Origin of the sequence: Stenotrophomonas sp. Bg11-02 (assembly GCF_002836635.1) — a bacterium.
GTDB lineage: Bacteria > Pseudomonadota > Gammaproteobacteria > Xanthomonadales > Xanthomonadaceae > Stenotrophomonas > Stenotrophomonas lacuserhaii.
Genome location: NZ_PJAY01000054.1, coordinates 26,086 through 40,925, shown reverse-complemented (window position 1 = coordinate 40,925; position 14,840 = coordinate 26,086). Strand labels below are relative to the sequence as shown.

20 protein-coding genes and 1 tRNA gene are annotated in these 14,840 nt (G+C 67.3%); 14 read left to right on the top strand and 7 right to left on the bottom strand.

Annotation, left to right across the window (positions count from 1 at the left end; genetic code table 11):
- Window positions 1-85: 85 nt before the first annotated feature.
- The 3 genes from CXG43_RS08330 (at window position 86) to CXG43_RS08320 (ending at window position 2,692) form a co-directional block, all read left to right on the top strand.
- Window positions 86-487: a hypothetical protein gene (locus tag CXG43_RS08330; RefSeq protein WP_042613748.1), complete on the top strand. Its 402-nt coding sequence runs from the start codon at window positions 86-88 to the stop codon at window positions 485-487.
- Window positions 488-561: 74 nt separating this feature from the next.
- Window positions 562-1,245, top strand: a complete 684-nt coding sequence (locus CXG43_RS08325) for a response regulator transcription factor (protein WP_004136763.1) — start codon at window positions 562-564, stop codon at window positions 1,243-1,245.
- Window positions 1,246-1,267: 22 nt separating this feature from the next.
- Window positions 1,268-2,692, top strand: a complete 1,425-nt coding sequence (locus tag CXG43_RS08320) for a sensor histidine kinase (protein ID WP_101099588.1) — start codon at window positions 1,268-1,270, stop codon at window positions 2,690-2,692.
- 77 nt (window positions 2,693-2,769) lie between these two features.
- Here the strand turns inward: CXG43_RS08320 and CXG43_RS08315 are convergent, their stop codons facing one another.
- Together CXG43_RS08315 and CXG43_RS08310 are read right to left on the bottom strand one after the other, a co-directional pair.
- Complete coding sequence (locus CXG43_RS08315) at window positions 2,770-3,576, bottom strand: M90 family metallopeptidase (protein WP_198551404.1); 807 nt, start codon at window positions 3,574-3,576, stop codon at window positions 2,770-2,772.
- On the bottom strand, window positions 3,543-3,821 hold the full coding sequence (locus CXG43_RS08310) for a hypothetical protein (RefSeq protein ID WP_101099587.1): 279 nt from the start codon (window positions 3,819-3,821) through the stop codon (window positions 3,543-3,545). The genes CXG43_RS08315 and CXG43_RS08310 overlap by 34 nt, the downstream gene beginning before the upstream one ends.
- Before the next feature lie 131 nt (window positions 3,822-3,952).
- On the opposite strand from CXG43_RS08310, the gene birA reads away from it, so the two are divergent.
- The 4 genes from birA to CXG43_RS08290 all read left to right on the top strand — a co-directional run bounded on the left by birA (window position 3,953) and on the right by CXG43_RS08290 (window position 6,592).
- On the top strand, window positions 3,953-4,918 hold the full coding sequence (gene birA / locus CXG43_RS08305) for a bifunctional biotin--[acetyl-CoA-carboxylase] ligase/biotin operon repressor BirA (protein WP_101099545.1): 966 nt from the start codon (window positions 3,953-3,955) through the stop codon (window positions 4,916-4,918).
- Window positions 4,915-5,655 (top strand): type III pantothenate kinase, encoded by a 741-nt coding sequence (locus CXG43_RS08300; protein ID WP_101099544.1) that lies wholly within the window; start codon window positions 4,915-4,917, stop codon window positions 5,653-5,655. Before birA ends, CXG43_RS08300 begins: the two co-directional genes overlap by 4 nt.
- Window positions 5,656-5,664: 9 nt before the next feature.
- On the top strand, window positions 5,665-6,471 hold the full coding sequence (locus CXG43_RS08295) for an SPOR domain-containing protein (RefSeq protein ID WP_101099543.1): 807 nt from the start codon (window positions 5,665-5,667) through the stop codon (window positions 6,469-6,471).
- A 45-nt stretch (window positions 6,472-6,516) separates the two neighbouring features.
- Window positions 6,517-6,592, top strand: a tRNA-Thr gene (locus CXG43_RS08290).
- 47 nt (window positions 6,593-6,639) lie between these two features.
- On the opposite strand, the gene CXG43_RS08285 is transcribed toward CXG43_RS08290, so the two are convergent.
- The 4 genes from CXG43_RS08285 to CXG43_RS08270 form a co-directional block, all read right to left on the bottom strand.
- Window positions 6,640-7,176, bottom strand: a complete 537-nt coding sequence (locus CXG43_RS08285; protein WP_101099542.1) for a GTPase — start codon at window positions 7,174-7,176, stop codon at window positions 6,640-6,642.
- The gene (locus CXG43_RS08280) at window positions 7,173-8,138 is read right to left on the bottom strand and encodes a hypothetical protein (RefSeq protein WP_101099541.1); all 966 of its coding nucleotides are present in this window, start codon (window positions 8,136-8,138) and stop codon (window positions 7,173-7,175) included. The genes CXG43_RS08285 and CXG43_RS08280 overlap by 4 nt, the downstream gene beginning before the upstream one ends.
- A gap of 69 nt (window positions 8,139-8,207) precedes the next feature.
- The gene (locus CXG43_RS08275) at window positions 8,208-8,567 is read right to left on the bottom strand and encodes a roadblock/LC7 domain-containing protein (RefSeq protein ID WP_101099540.1); all 360 of its coding nucleotides are present in this window, start codon (window positions 8,565-8,567) and stop codon (window positions 8,208-8,210) included.
- 76 nt (window positions 8,568-8,643) lie between these two features.
- Entirely contained in the window at window positions 8,644-9,096 is a 453-nt protein-coding gene (locus CXG43_RS08270) for a hypothetical protein (protein WP_101099539.1), read from the bottom strand.
- Between the two features lie 272 nt (window positions 9,097-9,368).
- Between CXG43_RS08270 and rocF the strand changes: the two genes are divergently transcribed.
- The 4 genes from rocF to CXG43_RS08250 all read left to right on the top strand — a co-directional run bounded on the left by rocF (window position 9,369) and on the right by CXG43_RS08250 (window position 11,189).
- A complete protein-coding gene (rocF, locus tag CXG43_RS08265; protein ID WP_101099538.1) occupies window positions 9,369-10,286 on the top strand; it encodes an arginase in 918 nt (305 codons plus the stop codon).
- Window positions 10,287-10,427: 141 nt separating this feature from the next.
- Entirely contained in the window at window positions 10,428-10,580 is a 153-nt protein-coding gene (locus CXG43_RS08260; protein ID WP_042613759.1) for an entericidin A/B family lipoprotein, read from the top strand.
- A gap of 66 nt (window positions 10,581-10,646) precedes the next feature.
- Window positions 10,647-10,784, top strand: coding sequence for an entericidin A/B family lipoprotein (locus CXG43_RS08255; protein WP_042613760.1), 138 nt, complete (start codon window positions 10,647-10,649; stop codon window positions 10,782-10,784).
- Window positions 10,785-10,967: 183 nt separating this feature from the next.
- Complete coding sequence (locus CXG43_RS08250) at window positions 10,968-11,189, top strand: CsbD family protein (protein ID WP_042613761.1); 222 nt, start codon at window positions 10,968-10,970, stop codon at window positions 11,187-11,189.
- A gap of 66 nt (window positions 11,190-11,255) precedes the next feature.
- On the opposite strand, the gene CXG43_RS08245 is transcribed toward CXG43_RS08250, so the two are convergent.
- Entirely contained in the window at window positions 11,256-12,074 is an 819-nt protein-coding gene (locus CXG43_RS08245) for a hypothetical protein (RefSeq protein ID WP_101099537.1), read from the bottom strand.
- A 111-nt stretch (window positions 12,075-12,185) separates the two neighbouring features.
- On the opposite strand from CXG43_RS08245, the gene CXG43_RS08240 reads away from it, so the two are divergent.
- From CXG43_RS08240 to CXG43_RS08230, 3 genes are all read left to right on the top strand, one after another.
- A complete protein-coding gene (locus tag CXG43_RS08240; protein ID WP_101099536.1) occupies window positions 12,186-13,472 on the top strand; it encodes a tryptophan--tRNA ligase in 1,287 nt (428 codons plus the stop codon).
- Between the two features lie 31 nt (window positions 13,473-13,503).
- On the top strand, window positions 13,504-13,806 hold the full coding sequence (locus CXG43_RS08235; protein WP_101099535.1) for a hypothetical protein: 303 nt from the start codon (window positions 13,504-13,506) through the stop codon (window positions 13,804-13,806).
- Between the two features lie 87 nt (window positions 13,807-13,893).
- Window positions 13,894-14,826 carry an MBL fold metallo-hydrolase gene (locus CXG43_RS08230; RefSeq protein WP_101099534.1) on the top strand — a complete coding sequence of 311 codons (933 nt, stop codon included), beginning with the start codon at window positions 13,894-13,896 and terminating at the stop codon, window positions 14,824-14,826.
- Window positions 14,827-14,840: the final 14 nt, after the last annotated feature.

Here is a 14,840-nt window from a genome sequence, read left to right as displayed (position 1 = left end):
AAGATTTGTAAAGCCCCGGACCTCGCGTCCGGACGCGGACTTCACAATTTTTGAACGAATTGCCGGCCTCGGCTAGGATCCAACGATGTCCTCCCGTTCTTCCCCCTGCCAGCTTGCCCTCGCCACGGTCGTGGTGCTGGTGGCGTTCGCGCCGCTGCACGCCGTCGCGCAGGCACCGATGCAGGGCCAGATGCAGCAGACCATGGCGCAGCGGGCGCAGATGCGGGAACGTCCTGAAGTGGTCATGCGGGGGTCCCAACGCGGTGATGAGCGCTCCCTGTCCGACGCCGTGCGGCGGGTGCAGCGATCCACCGGTGGACACATCCTGGGCGCAGAGCGGGTGCCGTTCGATGGGCGCGACATCAACCGCGTGAAATACATGGATGAGCGTGGCCGCGTCCGCTACATGGATGATCCGGTGCAGCAGCGTTCACAGGCCCGCCCGCCCCGATCGGATATGTCTTCACTACGCGGCGATAACCCCTGAACGGGGATCATTGTCGCATCACACCCGATTTCCACCGGCCCAACCGGCCGACCCCAGCACACTAGGGAGAGTTCATGCGTATCCTTCTGGTCGAAGACGAAGCCCCGCTGCGCGAGACCCTTGCAGCCCGGCTCAAGCGCGAAGGCTTTGCCGTCGACGCGGCGCAGGATGGCGAGGAAGGTCTGTACATGGGCCGCGAAGTGCCGTTCGACGTTGGCATCATCGATCTGGGCCTGCCGAAGATGTCCGGCATGGAGCTGATCAAGGCGCTGCGCGACGAGGGCAAGAAGTTCCCGGTCCTGATCCTCACCGCCCGTTCCAGCTGGCAGGACAAGGTCGAAGGGCTCAAGCAGGGCGCCGACGATTACCTGGTCAAGCCGTTCCATGTCGAAGAGCTGCTGGCACGCGTCAATGCGCTGCTGCGCCGCGCTGCGGGCTGGAGCAAGCCGACCCTGGAATGCGGTCCGGTGGCATTGGACCTGGCGGCACAGACGGTCAGCGTGGCCGGCAGCAACGTCGACCTCACCAGCTATGAGTACAAGGTGCTGGAATACCTGATGATGCATGCCGGTGAACTGGTCTCCAAGGCCGACCTCACCGAGCACATCTACCAGCAGGATTTCGACCGCGACTCGAACGTGCTTGAAGTGTTCATCGGCCGCCTGCGCAAGAAGCTGGATCCGGACGGCGAACTGAAGCCGATCGAGACCGTGCGTGGCCGCGGCTACCGTTTCGCGATCCCGCGCAACGAGGGCTGAGCCTGCTGCAGGCGAGAAGATGATGTCCGGCCGTCTGTGGTTCTTCCGACGCTGGCGGCCGCGCTCCCTGCAGGCGCGCCAGCTGCTGGCTGCGTCCGTGGGCCTGGTGGCCTTCCTGGCACTGGCCGGCTACGCGCTGGATGCGGCCTTCGCCGATACCGCGCGCGCCAACCTGCGCGAACGCCTGAAGAACTACGCCACGGCCTACGCTGCGGGCAGTGACTTCACCCGCGACCGCTCGCTGTACCTGCGCGAGCAGCCGCCGGATCCGCGCTTCGACGTGCCCGGCAGTGGCCTGTACCTGCAGGTCGTCACGCCGGACGGCAAGGTCAACTCGATGTCCGCCGAGGGCCCGATGCTGCCTACCCAGGGCGGCGGGCTGCTGGCACCGCGCCAGGAAATCTTCGAAGGCCCGCTGCCGATCATCCAGATCGACGGCAGCGAGGGCTCGGTCTACCGCTACGGGCTGGGCCTGGTGTGGGATGCCGACGCCGACCCGGCGACCGAATTCCCGTACACCATCTACGTGATGGAAGACTCCGGTGCACTGGGCGCGCAGCTGCGCGTGTTCCGCGGCCGGGTGTGGTTCTACCTGGGCGGCATCGGCCTGATCCTGCTGCTGTTGCAGACGGTCATCCTGCAGTGGAGCCTGCGTCCGATGCGCCGGGTGATCACCGAGCTGACCCGCGTGCAGCGCGGCGAAAGCGAGCGCATGAGCGAACGCCATCCGCGCGAGCTTGAACCGCTGACGGACAGCATCAACGCCTTCATTGAAAGCGAGCGCGAGAACCTGGAGCGCCAGCGCAACACGCTGGCCGACCTGGCGCACAGCCTGAAGACCCCGATCGCCGTGCTGCGCACGCAGATGGACAGTGGATCGAGCAACGATGCGCTGCGCGAGGAACTGGACGTGCAGCTGCAGCGCATGAACAACCTGGTGTCCTACCAGCTGGCACGCGCTGCGTCGTCCGGGCACAAGCTGTTCTCCGCCCCGCTGCCGATCGAATCCAATGCCGAAGAAATCGTGCGCGGGCTGGAGAAGGTCTACGCCGCCAAGGGCGTGCTGTGCGAGTTCGACATCGATCCGGGATCGCGCTTCCACGGTGAACCCGGCGACCTGCAGGAACTGCTCGGCAACCTGCTGGAAAACGCCTTCAAATGGGCCAACCGCCGCGTGCTGCTGACCGCGCAGCCGCAGCCGGCGCCGAACACGCGCCGTCCTGGCCTGCTGCTGGCGGTGGACGACGACGGCCCCGGTATCGCTCCGGAAGACATCGCCAAGGTGCTGCAGCGCGGCGTGCGCGGCGATGAGCGCGTGCAGGGCCACGGCATCGGCCTGTCGATCGTGCAGGACCTGATCAAGGATTACCGCGGTGAACTGCTGGTGACGCGCTCTTCCGAACTGGGTGGCGCGCGCTTCGAAGTGCGGCTGCCGGCCGGCCCGTAAGCGCCGCGCGGGGCGCTACCACGGCGGCATCGCCGCATGATCTTCCGGTAGCGCCGAGCCATGCTCGGCGGAAGCCATCACCGCGCCACGTGCTCCAGCGCCGACAGTACCGGCGGCTCACCGTAGAACCGCCGCAGGTGCGCGGCCACGCTGGGCAGCGCCTCGGCCAACACGTCCGGTGCGGAGAAATGGTATTCACTGACCACCGCGAAGAACTCTTCCGGCGCCTCGGCCGCATACGGATCGATCAGCGTTTCCTCGCCCGCATCCACCTGCACGCAGAACGCATCGTAGGCGCGCTGGAAATCGGCCGCCCACTCACGCTGCCAGGCGCGTGGCAACGGCGGCGTGCCGTCGATCGCGCCATCCAGCGCATCGATCTTGTGCGCCATCTCGTGCACCGCCACGCAGTAGCCATCGAACGGCGCCTGCAGGTCGGCCTGGATATCCGCCCACGACAGGATCAACGGGCCGCTGTCCCAGCTCTCGCCGATCAGCTCATCGTCCCACTCGTGCAGCACGCCGGCGGCATCCACATGGCTGCGCTGTACCCGGAAAGCGTCCGGGTACAGGATCAGCTGCGACCAGCCACGCAGGCCGGCTTCGCCCAGCCCCAGCAGCGGCAGGCAGCACACCGCCGCCAGCAGCACGATGTCTTCATCGCGCAGCACCAGATCGCCCAGCGGGCTGATGGTCTTCTCGTGCAGGAAGCGGGTGGCCAGGGCGCGCAGCGCGTCCAGGCGATCAGCAGGCAGGCCGTGCAGCCACGGGACATCCCGGCAGGCCTGCTGCCACAGCGGTTCGGGAATGGGACGGGGGGCCGGCCGCAGCCAGCGCGACAACGCCTGGATCAGCGGAACATACCCGGCAGGAAGCTGTGCCACTTCGGTGCGCGCAGGCGCTGCAGCACGTCATCCTCGCCACCGCCGCCGCCACTGCTGGTGGCCTGCGCAGGCACCGGCTTGGGCGTGCTGGGCACCGCAGCGGCAGCACTGCGTGCAGTCGGCGGGCGTTCGGCATCGGGCGTGGAATAGACACAGTCACCACGCCCTTCACTGGCCATCACGGTAGACGCGTTGGCAAGCAGCGGGGCCATCAACAGGACCAGGCAATGGGCAGAACAGCGCATCGACGACATCCGTGGTTAAGGGCGGGTGAGTTCCCGATTCTAGCCCGAATCAGGTCGCCTATTGGAAGCCCCGCCGGGCAGGGGCAATTCCTTTGCCGCATACTTTCCCTGTTTATCTGACGGAAGCTGCCGTGGACGACCGCGAACTGCTGGCAAAACTGGCCGCCGGACCGCTGTCCGGTGATGCCCTGGCGCGCGAGCTTGGCCAGACCCGGGCGGCCATATGGAAGCGCATTCAAGGACTTAGGACAGCCGGGGTGGCGATTGAAGGCCGCGCCGGTGACGGCTATACGCTTGCCCAGGCGGTCGACCTGCTGGACGCTGGCGGCATCCGCGCCGCGCTGCCTGCCGCCGCCGCTGCGCTGCTGGACGAGCTGCAGGTGGTCTGGAGCACGGTGTCCACCAACACCGAATTGCTGCGCTGCAGCGCTCCGGAGCGCGGCAGTCGCGTCATGCTGGCCGAGCGCCAGACCGGTGGCCGCGGCCGTCGTGGGCGGGATTGGGCATCGCCGCTGGCCGCGCATATCTACCTTTCGGTGCTGCGCGGATTCGCCGGCGGACTGGCCCAGCTGGGCGGGCTGAGCCTGGTGGCTGGCGTGGCGGTGGCCGAAGCCCTGCGCGGGCTCGGCCATGCGAAGGTGCAGTTGAAGTGGCCCAACGACCTGGTGGTGGACGGCCACAAGCTGGGCGGCCTGCTGGTGGAAGGCGGCGGCGAGTTCGCCGGGCCGGCGCGCGCGGTGATCGGCATCGGTCTCAACGTACACATGCCGCCGGCCTTTGCCGAGCGCATCGACCAGCCGTGGACCGATCTGGACCAGTTGGCGGGCGAGCCGGTGCAGCGCACTGCGGTAGCGACTGCGGTGCTCGCCGCGCTGCTGCCGGCGCTGGAGCAGTTTGAAACCGAGGGCCTGGCCCCGTTCCTGACGCGCTATGCCGCGCTGGACAGCCTGGCCGGGCGCGAGGTGCGGGTGCAACTGGGCGGCGCCTGGCTGGACGGCCGCGCGCTGGGGCTGGCCGAAGATGGCGCGCTGCGGGTGGAAATCGAGGGCCGCGAGCAGCATGTGCACGCCGGCGAAGTGAGCGTGAGGGCACGATGAGCGACTGGTTGTTCGATCTGGGAAATTCCCGCTTCAAGTATGCCCCGCTGCTCGGCGACCGTGCCGGTGAGGTGCAGGCATGGACGCACGGCGCCGAAGACCTGCGCGGCGAAGCATTGCGCACGCTGCCGCAGGGCGGCACCGCCTACGTGGCCAGCGTAGCCGCCGCCGGACTGACCGCCACCATGCTGGAGATCCTGCGCATGCGCTTCCAGCACGTACACGTGGCCCGCACCGAAGCGGCGTTCGCCGATGTGCGCATCGCTTATGCCACGCCCGCGCGCTTCGGCGTGGATCGTTTCCTGGCCCTGCTGGCAGCCGCGCGCACGCAGCGCCACGTGCTGGTGGCTGGCGTCGGCACCGCGTTGACCATCGACCTGCTGGACGCCCACGGCCAGCACCACGGGGGTCGCATCGCGGCCTCTCCGACCACCATGCGCGAAGCCCTGCATGCGCGCGCGGTGCAGTTGCCGGCCAGTGGCGGGCACTACCGCGAGTTCGCCGATGACACCGATGATGCGCTGGCTTCCGGCTGCGACGGCGCGGCGATCGCACTGATCGAACGCAGCCGTGAGCAGGCAAGGCAGCGGCTGCAGGCACCGGTGGACCTGCTGCTGCATGGCGGCGGCGCACCGGCGCTGTTGCCGCAGCTACCGGCCGATGCGGGCCACCAGCCGCTGCTGGTGCTCGATGGGCTGGCACGCTGGGCCGTTCACCTGCCGACGGCGACAGGCTAGGATCGGCAGATGCTGACCCGTGCCCTGATCGTGTTCCTCGTGCTGCTCAACGTAAGCGTCGCCCTGTGGTGGATGCTGCGCGGTGAGCCGGTTGTCCCGGACGTGAAGCTGCCTTCCGGCGTGGCCGAACTGCAACTGGTGGATGCGGCCGTACCGGTGACGGCGCCCTCGCCAACGGCGTCCACTGCGCCGCTGACCGATACCACGCCCACCGCGGCCGAACCTGCCGCGGCGGTGGCCGATTCACCGTCCGGCCAAGCGCCCGCGGTGGCCGAAGCGCGTCCGGCCCCGGTTGCCGCCGCAGTGGTGGCACCGCCTGCACCCGCGCCGGAAACCGTGCCCGCCCCCGCAGCGCCCGAGCGTTGCGTCGCGCTGGGTCCGTTCGCGGACCAGGCCGCCGCCCAAGGCGCCCTGGCCAAGGTCGGTGCGGCACTGACCCGAACGCGCCTGCGCGAACAATCAACGCCCGGCGCCACCTCGCGCTACCGGGTGATGATGCCGCCGGCAGAGAACCGCGAAGCGGCCCAGGTCACCGTGCAGCGGATCATCGCCGCCGGCCTGAGCGACTACTACGTGATTGGCCAGGGACCTGACGCCAACGCCATCGCGCTGGGCCAGTACCGTAACCGCGAAGGGGCCGAGCGCCGGCTGGCGGCACTGCGCGCGGCCGGATTCCAGGCCCAGCTCAGTGGTGGCGAAGGCGCCTCCACGTGGTGGCTGCAGGGCGCGCTGGCCGATGGCAAGACCGATCCCGGCCTGCGCCAGCGTAGCGGGGCGGCGCAGCAACGCTCGCTGGACTGCGCTGGTCTGCGGTAGAATCGCCGTGCTTCGCGGCCTGGCCACGAACGCGTCGTACCCCGTGCCGCTTTAGCTCAGTTGGTAGAGCAACTGTCTTGTAAACAGTAGGTCATCCGTTCGATTCGGATAAGCGGCACCATCTTTCAATGCCCAGCCGCCGCCCCCGCAGGCGACGGCGCACCGTGATCAGGAATCGGCGTAGCGGTGCGACAGCAGCGAGCGCACCAGGAAGGTCACCTGCGCGGCCGAGCGTGCATCAACGCGCAGGACCGGAATGCGGAAGCCGGCAGCAAACAGGGCATCGCGCACGGTGGGAATCAACAGCTGCGGGTGCTCGTCGGTGCGGGTGACGCCGACCGCCAGGCTGGCATCGGGCGCGATGCGGGAAAACTCCTGCAGCAGTTCCAGCGTGGTGGCGACCGGGTCGGGTGATCCGGCGCTGACCAGCACGATCACCCCGAGCGCGCCTTCGCACACCATCGGCCACATGAAGTCCAGGTAGCGCTGTCCGGGCACGCCGTACAGGTGCAGCAGTTCGCCGTCGTCCAGTTCGATCGAGCTGTAATCCAGCGCCACCGTGGTTTCCACCTTGTCGGCGGTGGCGTCCTCGCTCAGCGGCATTTCAGTGCTGATCGGTTCGACATCGGAAATCGCGCGCACCGCGGTGGTCTTGCCCGCGCCCATGCCGCCGACGAACACCAGTTTGTTGGCCGGACCGCTCATGCGCGACCCGCCTGCAGGTCCAGTCCGAATCGACGTGCGACCCAGGTCAGGAACCGTGAGTCGCGAAGGCCCGCGGGGCGCGCTGAGGGGGGCACGGCGTTCTCCTGGTGCTTGGCAAGGCCACTGCTGGCAGCGGCCGAGAAAAGGAATTGCACGGTATCGTGCGGCAAACCGCTCGCCGCGGCCAGCGCGGTGCTGGTCCACGACGCGGCATGCAGGCGTGCGATGGGCAGCAGCCAGCTGGCGGGCACATCGCGGTGGTCCAGGTCGGGCCAATGCAGCAGCTGCAGGGAGGTGCCCGCGGCGACCGCCGGCAGCAGCTGCGGGCGATGACGCGCGATGCAGAAATACAGCGATTCGAACGAATGGCGGCGCGGCAGCAGGTACACGTACTGATGCTGGAAAGTGTCCATGTCCAGCGCCGTCGACGACCAGGTGAGGTCATCCAGCAGCGGCACGATCTCCGACAGGGACGCGCCAACCGGCAGTGCAAGGCTGCGCGTCGCGGTATCCACCACCACCCGCGTAGCGCCACGCTGCAGCAGGTACAGGCTGGCATCATCGGCTGACTGCATCGCGCGCAGCAGCAGCGGCGTGCCCGCTTGCGTCGGTTGTTCCGCTGCCGGGTCCGGCGCTTCGCCCACGGTGGCCAGCAGCCCGGCCAGTGCCTGGTTGATGTCACGCACGCTGGCGCCGTGCGGCAGCACGCCCGTCGCAGCCGTCGCGCCACGCACGATGCGCAGCGTCGCCACGCCCTGGGTGCGTGCCTGCTGCTGCAGGACGGCCATGGCCGACGGATCGCCGCCCACCACCAGCAGATCGGCCTGCTCCCCGCTCCACGGCTGCAGACGGATATCCATGCGTTCGGCCAGCAACAGCGAGCAGGCCAGTTTCAGCCGGGTACCGTGCAGCAGGTCCAGCCCGGCGTGGGCGACCCGGAAATGTCGTATCGGTGTGTTCATGGGCGGTCAGTGCAGGTCGCCGGCCACGCCCGCGTCAGGCAACGACGGCGGGCGTGGGGCGAGCGCGGCTCAGCTGAAGTCCAGCGTCTTTTCGAAGGACTTCAGTTCGTGGCGCGCCATCGCCAGGTTCGAACGGCTGCGGTCCAGCGCCACGTACAGGAACAGCATCGGATTGCTTTCCAGCGGGCGGATCAGGTGGTACTGCGAGCTCAACGTGACCAGGATGTCTTCCAGCGTGTCCGACAGCCCCAGCTGCTGGGCGACGCGACGCTTGGCGCGCACCACTTCGGTGTTGCCGGCCGCAGCCAGTTCCAGGTTGATGTCGCCGCCACCGGTCATGGCCAGCGCCATGCCGCTGTCGCTGTCGACGAGCGCGGCACCGACGAAGCCGGCGAGTGTATTGAGGTTTTCCAGGTTGAGCTTAGACACAGTCGTCCTTTCTTGGGTCGTGCAGAGGGAAACAGGCCAGCAAGGCCTGCAAGGTGAAAAAACAAAGGCGCTACGATCAGGCGGCGCGGGTGCGCAGCGCGGTTTCCAGCTTGGCGGCGCATTCGCGCGCATGGAACAGCAGCACGGCCAGGTTGACCTCCACCGCCGCGACGGCGGTGAGCGTCATCGGCTTGTCCGCGTTGACCCGGATCAGCACGACGTTGCCTTGGCGGGTGCACACGGTGGCGTGTTCGGCTTCGCTGAGCGACAACTCGCGCGATACCGTTTCGCCCAGCGTGAGGAAGGAGTTGGCCATCGCAGCCAAACGACGGCCGTCCACGCCCAGCACCGAATCCTCGGCCACCGCGCGGCCATCGGCGGTGGACAGCAGGAGCAGGGTCAGGCCCGACTCGCGTTCGCGCGCCTGGCGGAAGATGTCTTCGATACGGGACGCATCGTAAAGATGGCGCGCGGGCAGGCTTTCGCCGGTCGCGCTGCGAACGATCTGGTTGATGGCACTGCGCTGCACTGGTTTCCCCCTGGAACCTGGGTCGGCACGACCCAGAGCGATGCTTTTCTATCAACCGCAGAGGGTCGAAAGTGTGAACCGTAGCACAGTATATCTGACCGTTTTCGTAATGGATCTTCACCTTGCAGGCGTGTCAAGTGTTTGACGCCCATGGAATTCTATCGGACCAGACCGATGACGTGGGTGCGGCGGACATCGCGCCTGCTGCACCGCCGCGAGTACACGCCGGGTGCGCTGGCTAGACTGCTTCTTTTGTCCAGAACGAGGTCTCCATGTCGCATCAACCTGTCTCGCTGATTGGCGTGCCTACCGATATCGGCGCCGGCGATCGCGGTGCACGCTTGGGCCCCGAAGCGTTGCGCATTGCCGGCCTGGCCGAAGCATTGATTGCCCGCGGCGTGGACGTGCGTGACCTGGGCAACCTGGATGGACCGCGCAACCCGTGGACTGCGCCGGTGCAGGGCTACCGGCATCTGGACCAGGTGGTGGAATGGAACCGCGTGCTGATGGAGGCCAGCCTGGCCGAGCTGCGCGCCGGTCGCATGCCGATCATGCTCGGCGGTGACCATTGCCTGGGCGTCGGTTCGGTTACCGCCGTGGCGCGCTGGTGCCGCCAACAGGGCAAGCAGCTGCGCCTGTTGTGGCTGGACGCGCACTCGGATTTCAACACCAGCGATGTCACTCCGTCCGGCAACGTCCACGGCATGCCGGTGGCCTGCCTGTGCGGGCTGGGCCCGGATGCATTGACCCGGCTCGGCGGTGACGCCCCGGCGATCCTGCCCTCGCAGGTGCGCCAGATCGGCATCCGCTCGGTGGATCCGGAAGAGAAACGGCTGATCAAGACCCACCGCGTGGACGTGTATGACATGCGCTACATCGACGAGGCCGGCATGAAACGCACCATGGAAGCCGCCCTCGCCGGCATCGACGACAACACCCACCTGCACGTCAGCTTCGACGTCGATTTCCTCGACCCCAGCATCGCCCCCGGGGTGGGCACGACAGTGCCGGGCGGGGTGAACTACCGCGAAGCGCAGCTGGTGATGGAGATGATCGCCGACAGCGGGCGCATGGGGTCGCTGGACATCGTCGAACTCAACCCGCTGCTGGACAACCAGAACGCCACTGCGAAGCTGGCGGTGGACCTGGTGGAGAGCCTGTTCGGCAAGTCCACGCTGATGCGCGATTGAGGTCCAGTTGCGGCGTCCCGCTGGCGCACATGAACCGATCAACTGCTCGTTCACACTCGCTCCACGCGCCGCGCGCCAGATTGCACTTCACGCGGCACGCCCGGGTCGTTCCGGGCGCCGTGACCTGAGAAGGAGAAGTCGATGAAACGCATTCTTTCCGTACTGCTGCTGGCGCTGTGCACTGCTGGTTCGCTGACTGCCTGCAATACCGTTGCCGGAGCCGGCAAGGACATGCAGGGAGCAGGCGAGGCCGTCCACGATACGGCGCAGGACTGCAAGGACGGCAAGTGCTGATCAACGGCTTTCCCGCCGTCTGCACCGCGGCCGCGGTGGTTTTTTAAATCAAACTGGAGAGTCCCTATGAAGCGTGTAATTTCCCTGATGCTGCTGTCGATGTTCTCGGTCGCCATGCTGGCCGGCTGCAATACCGTTGCCGGTGCCGGCAAGGACGTGCAGGGTGCTGGCGAGAAGGTCGAAGACGCCGCCCGCGGCAACTGATCCGCGCAAGCGTTTCAGTGATGAAAAGGCCGGGATTTCCCGGCCTTTTTTGTGCCTGCGCGATGGCATCCGTTCAACGAGATGAGCAGTGGTTTCATCTTTGCTTGACTGCTGCCCAACATCCGATGACGCATGCTGCAGATGCGGTAACACATGACGCACTTCATCAAGAGGCCAACGCACATGAACAAAGACATCATTTCCGGCAAGTGGACCCAGCTCAAGGGCAAGGCCCAGGTGCAGTGGGGCAAGCTTACCGATGACGACTTCGATGTTGCCGAAGGTAACGCGGAATACTTGGCCGGCCGCGTGCAGGAACGTTACGGCATCGCCCGCGACGAAGCGGACAGGCAGGTCAAGGAGTTCGATTCCTCGCTGCGCAAGGACTACCCGGACTTCAAGTAAGTCGGGCGGTTGAAACCGGTAGAAAAACGGGCCTTCGCGGCCCGTTTTTTTATGGGTGATCCAGGCTCAGCGACGCGGCGGGTCGGGCACGTACTGATCGGGAAAGGCTTGCGGCTCGCGCTCGGGGACACGCGCGGGACGATCGAGAACGATCCCACGCGCGCGCAGGTTGCGCGCACTGTCGTAGCGAAGCTGGGTAACCTGGGCCGGAGCGGACGTCGCGCGTTCGAAGGCGGTGTCGCGCACCGCTGAGGCCTCGCGTTCGCCATGTCCCGTGCCCAGCCGCTGCACCGGCGCCGGCGCGGATTCGGCCATCACCCGCGACTCGCTCCTGGCGGCATCCTGGCTCGCGGCCGGGACAGGCGCGGCGCGGCGCGGCGACGTGGCCGGCCGATGCTCCCAGCGCACGGCATTGGCTTGGTTGAACACCGCGATGCCGACCACGCCCAGGTTGTCACCGCGCCCGGTGCGTTCGGCATAACTGTCGCGCGGGCTGCTGAAGACGAACTGCGCCACTTCATCGTTGGACTTCCGCCAGCCGGCGATGTCGGTGGTCTGCCAGGGGTTGAGCACGTAACCGGTCTGGTCGGGAGTGGCCTGCTCGCCGCTGATCGCGTTGATGCCATCCACCGACAGCACCACCAGCACGCGTTGCGGGCTGGCATTGCGCAGGCGCACGCTGTACCGGTGTCCGTGCTCGCCCGGGGTCCAGCGTTGGCCGTCGTGCGCGTACTGCGGCAGCAGCCCGCCGGTATCGCGGTCCAGCAGGGTCAGCAATACCGGTCCACTCGCGATCCGCGAGGGGGGGGGAGTGATCATCGGCGGCGCCGGCCTGAAGCCGGCCAGCAGGGCAACACTCAACAGGGGCAGCAACAGGCGCTTCATCCGGGTTCTCCACGGCGGGGTCTACAGCGCAAACGCCCGAGCGGGGCCGACGGGGTTGGGCCAGCAAGGGTAAACTGCAGCCGTTCACCGAAGGTTTCCCGTCGAGCAGTCATGACCACCCGAGTCCTTACCGGCATCACCCCCTCCGGCACCCCGCACCTGGGCAACTATGTCGGGGCCATCCGTCCCGCCATTGCCGCCAGCCGTGCGCAGGGCATCGAGAGCTTCTTCTTCCTGGCCGACCTGCACAGCCTGATCAAGGCGCAGGAGCCGGCGCGCACCCAGCGTTCCACGCTGGAAATCGCCGCCAGCTGGCTGGCCTGCGGGCTGGATCCGGAACAGGTGTGGTTCTACCGCCAGAGCGACATCCCGGAAACCAACGAACTGATGTGGTTCCTGACCGTGGTCGCCAGCAAGGGCATCCTCAACCGTGCGCATGCCTACAAGGCGGCAATCGACAAGAACGAGGCCGAGGGGCTGGACCCGGACGCCGGCGTGAGCGCCGGGCTGTTCATGTACCCGGTGCTGATGGCCGCCGACATCCTGATCTTCAAGGCCAACCGGGTGCCGGTGGGCCGTGACCAGATCCAGCACATCGAGATGGCCCGCGACTTCGGCCAGCGCTTCAACCACGTCTACGGCAAGGAGTACTTCCCGCTGCCGGAGGTGGTGATCGACGAACAGGTCGCTACGCTGGCAGGCCTGGATGGCCGCAAGATGAGCAAGAGCTACAGCAACACCATTCCGTTGTTCGCCCCGCGCGAAGAGCTGAAAAAGCTGGTGTTCTCCATCCTGACCGATTCGCGTACGCCGGGTGAGCCGAAGGACACCGAAGGCTCGGCCCTGTTCCAGATGTACCAGGCGTTCGCCACCCCGGAACAGACCGCCGGCTTTGCCAGGGCCTTCGCCGAGGGCATCGGCTGGGGCGATGCCAAGCAGCAGTTGTTCGAGCGCATCGATGCCGAACTGTCGCCGCTGCGCGAGCGCTACGAAGCGCTGATGGCCGAACCGGAGAAGATCGAAGCGCTGCTGCGCCGGCGCGGCCAGCAGTTGCGCGAACAGTACGCGGTGCCGCTGCTGAAGGAGCTGCGCCATGCGGTAGGCCTGCGCGACCTGGCCGACGTGCCGAAGGCCGCCGCCGAACTGGCCCGCAGCGCACCGCCGGTGTTCAAGCAGTACCGCGAGAAGGACGGCCGGTTCTACTTCAAGCTCACCGACGGCGAAGGCAGGTTGCTGGTGCAGAGTGCGGGCTTTGATTCACCGCGCGACGCCGGGCAGCTGATCGCCGTGCTCAAGCAGGCCGAACAGGGCGACGCGCTGCAGAGCGAACTGTTCACGCTGGAAGCCGAAGTGGACGCCGTGCTGGCTGCCCTGGCCACCCTGCGCGACGCCGGATAACGCGCGACCCCTTTCAACCGAGGATCTGCTGATGGCCTGGTTGTCGCTGCTGCTGTTCCTGCCCTGGTTCATGCTGCTCGGCGGGCTGTTCTGGTGCTACCCACGCCAGCCGCGTTGCCCGCGGCGGCGTGCCTTCGATGCGGTCGCGCTGCTGCTTGCCCTGGTGTTGAGCGTGCTTTCCATGCACTGGGGTTTCCAGTTGGGTCGGGCCCAGCCCGATGCCGGCCCTGTCTGGCCGCAGGTGCTGGCGGTGCTGTATGCCTACGGCGCGTTCCTGGCGGTGATGGCGGCCGCGCTGCTGCTGCGCCCGCGCTGGCTGCTGCGCGCGCCCTAACGCGGCCCTCGACCAAAGCCGCATCGAACACCTTCGCCCGCGCGCCTACCATGGGCATCTGTCCTTGATCCTGCCAGGTGCGCGTCGATGACCGCCGATCCCAGCATCCAAACCATCGATACCGGATTCCAGCGCGCCGACTTCGACGCGGCCTACCTGGTGGTGGAGAACGGCCGTGCCGCCTTCATCGACTGCGGCACCTCGCTGGCGGTACCGGCGATGCTGCAGGCCCTGGCCGATGCCGGGCTGGAACCGCAGGCGGTGGACTGGCTGCTGCTGACCCACGTGCACCTGGACCACGCCGGTGGCGCCGGCACGCTGATGCAGCACCTGCCCAATGCGCGCGCGGTACTGCATCCGCGCGGTGCGCCGCACATGATCGATCCCGCACGGCTGATCGCCGGTGCCACGGCGGTGTACGGCGAGGAGGAAATCGCGCGCAGCTACGGCCGCATCGAGCCGATTCCGGCAGAGCGGGTGGTGGTGGCTGAAGATGGCCAGCGCATCGACCTGGCCGGGCGCGCGCTGGTGCTGATGCACACGCCCGGCCATGCGCAGCACCATTACTGCGTATGGGACGCACGCAGCCGCAGCTGGTTCACCGGCGATACCTTCGGTCTGTCCTACCGCGAACTGGACAGTGCGCAGGGGGCCTTCATCATCCCCACGTCTTCACCGGTCCAGTTCGATCCCGAGCCGTTGAAGGACTCCATCCGCCGGATGCTGGCTTACCAGCCTGTCGCCATGTACCTCACCCATTACGGGCGGGTGGACGCAGTGGAAGCGCGCGCTGCGGACCTGTTCGAGCAGATCGACGCGATGGTGGCGATCGGGCGCCAGTGCGACGGCCGCCCGGACCGCCATCGCCATCTGCTTGCGGCATTGCGCGCGCTGTACCTGGAACGCGCGCTGGCGCATGGCTGTGCGCTGGACCAGGATGCGGTAGCTGCGGTGCTGGCGATGGACATCGAGCTCAATGCGCAGGGCCTGGCGTGCTGGCTGGACCGCGGACGGCGCTGATCATTCCGCGTCAT

Coding starts and splice junctions, on each gene's coding strand:
- CXG43_RS08330 (WP_042613748.1), top strand. CDS start 86: ATGTCCTCCCGTTCTTCCCCCTGCCAGCTTGCCCTCGCCACGGTCGTG.
- CXG43_RS08325 (WP_004136763.1), top strand. CDS start 562: ATGCGTATCCTTCTGGTCGAAGACGAAGCCCCGCTGCGCGAGACCCTT.
- CXG43_RS08320 (WP_101099588.1), top strand. CDS start 1,268: ATGTCCGGCCGTCTGTGGTTCTTCCGACGCTGGCGGCCGCGCTCCCTG.
- CXG43_RS08310 (WP_101099587.1), bottom strand. CDS start 3,821: ATGCGCTGTTCTGCCCATTGCCTGGTCCTGTTGATGGCCCCGCTGCTT.
- CXG43_RS08300 (WP_101099544.1), top strand. CDS start 4,915: ATGAGCGACTGGTTGTTCGATCTGGGAAATTCCCGCTTCAAGTATGCC.
- CXG43_RS08295 (WP_101099543.1), top strand. CDS start 5,665: ATGCTGACCCGTGCCCTGATCGTGTTCCTCGTGCTGCTCAACGTAAGC.
- CXG43_RS08285 (WP_101099542.1), bottom strand. CDS start 7,176: ATGAGCGGTCCGGCCAACAAACTGGTGTTCGTCGGCGGCATGGGCGCG.
- CXG43_RS08280 (WP_101099541.1), bottom strand. CDS start 8,138: ATGAACACACCGATACGACATTTCCGGGTCGCCCACGCCGGGCTGGAC.
- rocF (WP_101099538.1), top strand. CDS start 9,369: ATGTCGCATCAACCTGTCTCGCTGATTGGCGTGCCTACCGATATCGGC.
- CXG43_RS08260 (WP_042613759.1), top strand. CDS start 10,428: ATGAAACGCATTCTTTCCGTACTGCTGCTGGCGCTGTGCACTGCTGGT.
- CXG43_RS08255 (WP_042613760.1), top strand. CDS start 10,647: ATGAAGCGTGTAATTTCCCTGATGCTGCTGTCGATGTTCTCGGTCGCC.
- CXG43_RS08250 (WP_042613761.1), top strand. CDS start 10,968: ATGAACAAAGACATCATTTCCGGCAAGTGGACCCAGCTCAAGGGCAAG.
- CXG43_RS08245 (WP_101099537.1), bottom strand. CDS start 12,074: ATGAAGCGCCTGTTGCTGCCCCTGTTGAGTGTTGCCCTGCTGGCCGGC.
- CXG43_RS08240 (WP_101099536.1), top strand. CDS start 12,186: ATGACCACCCGAGTCCTTACCGGCATCACCCCCTCCGGCACCCCGCAC.
- CXG43_RS08235 (WP_101099535.1), top strand. CDS start 13,504: ATGGCCTGGTTGTCGCTGCTGCTGTTCCTGCCCTGGTTCATGCTGCTC.
- CXG43_RS08230 (WP_101099534.1), top strand. CDS start 13,894: ATGACCGCCGATCCCAGCATCCAAACCATCGATACCGGATTCCAGCGC.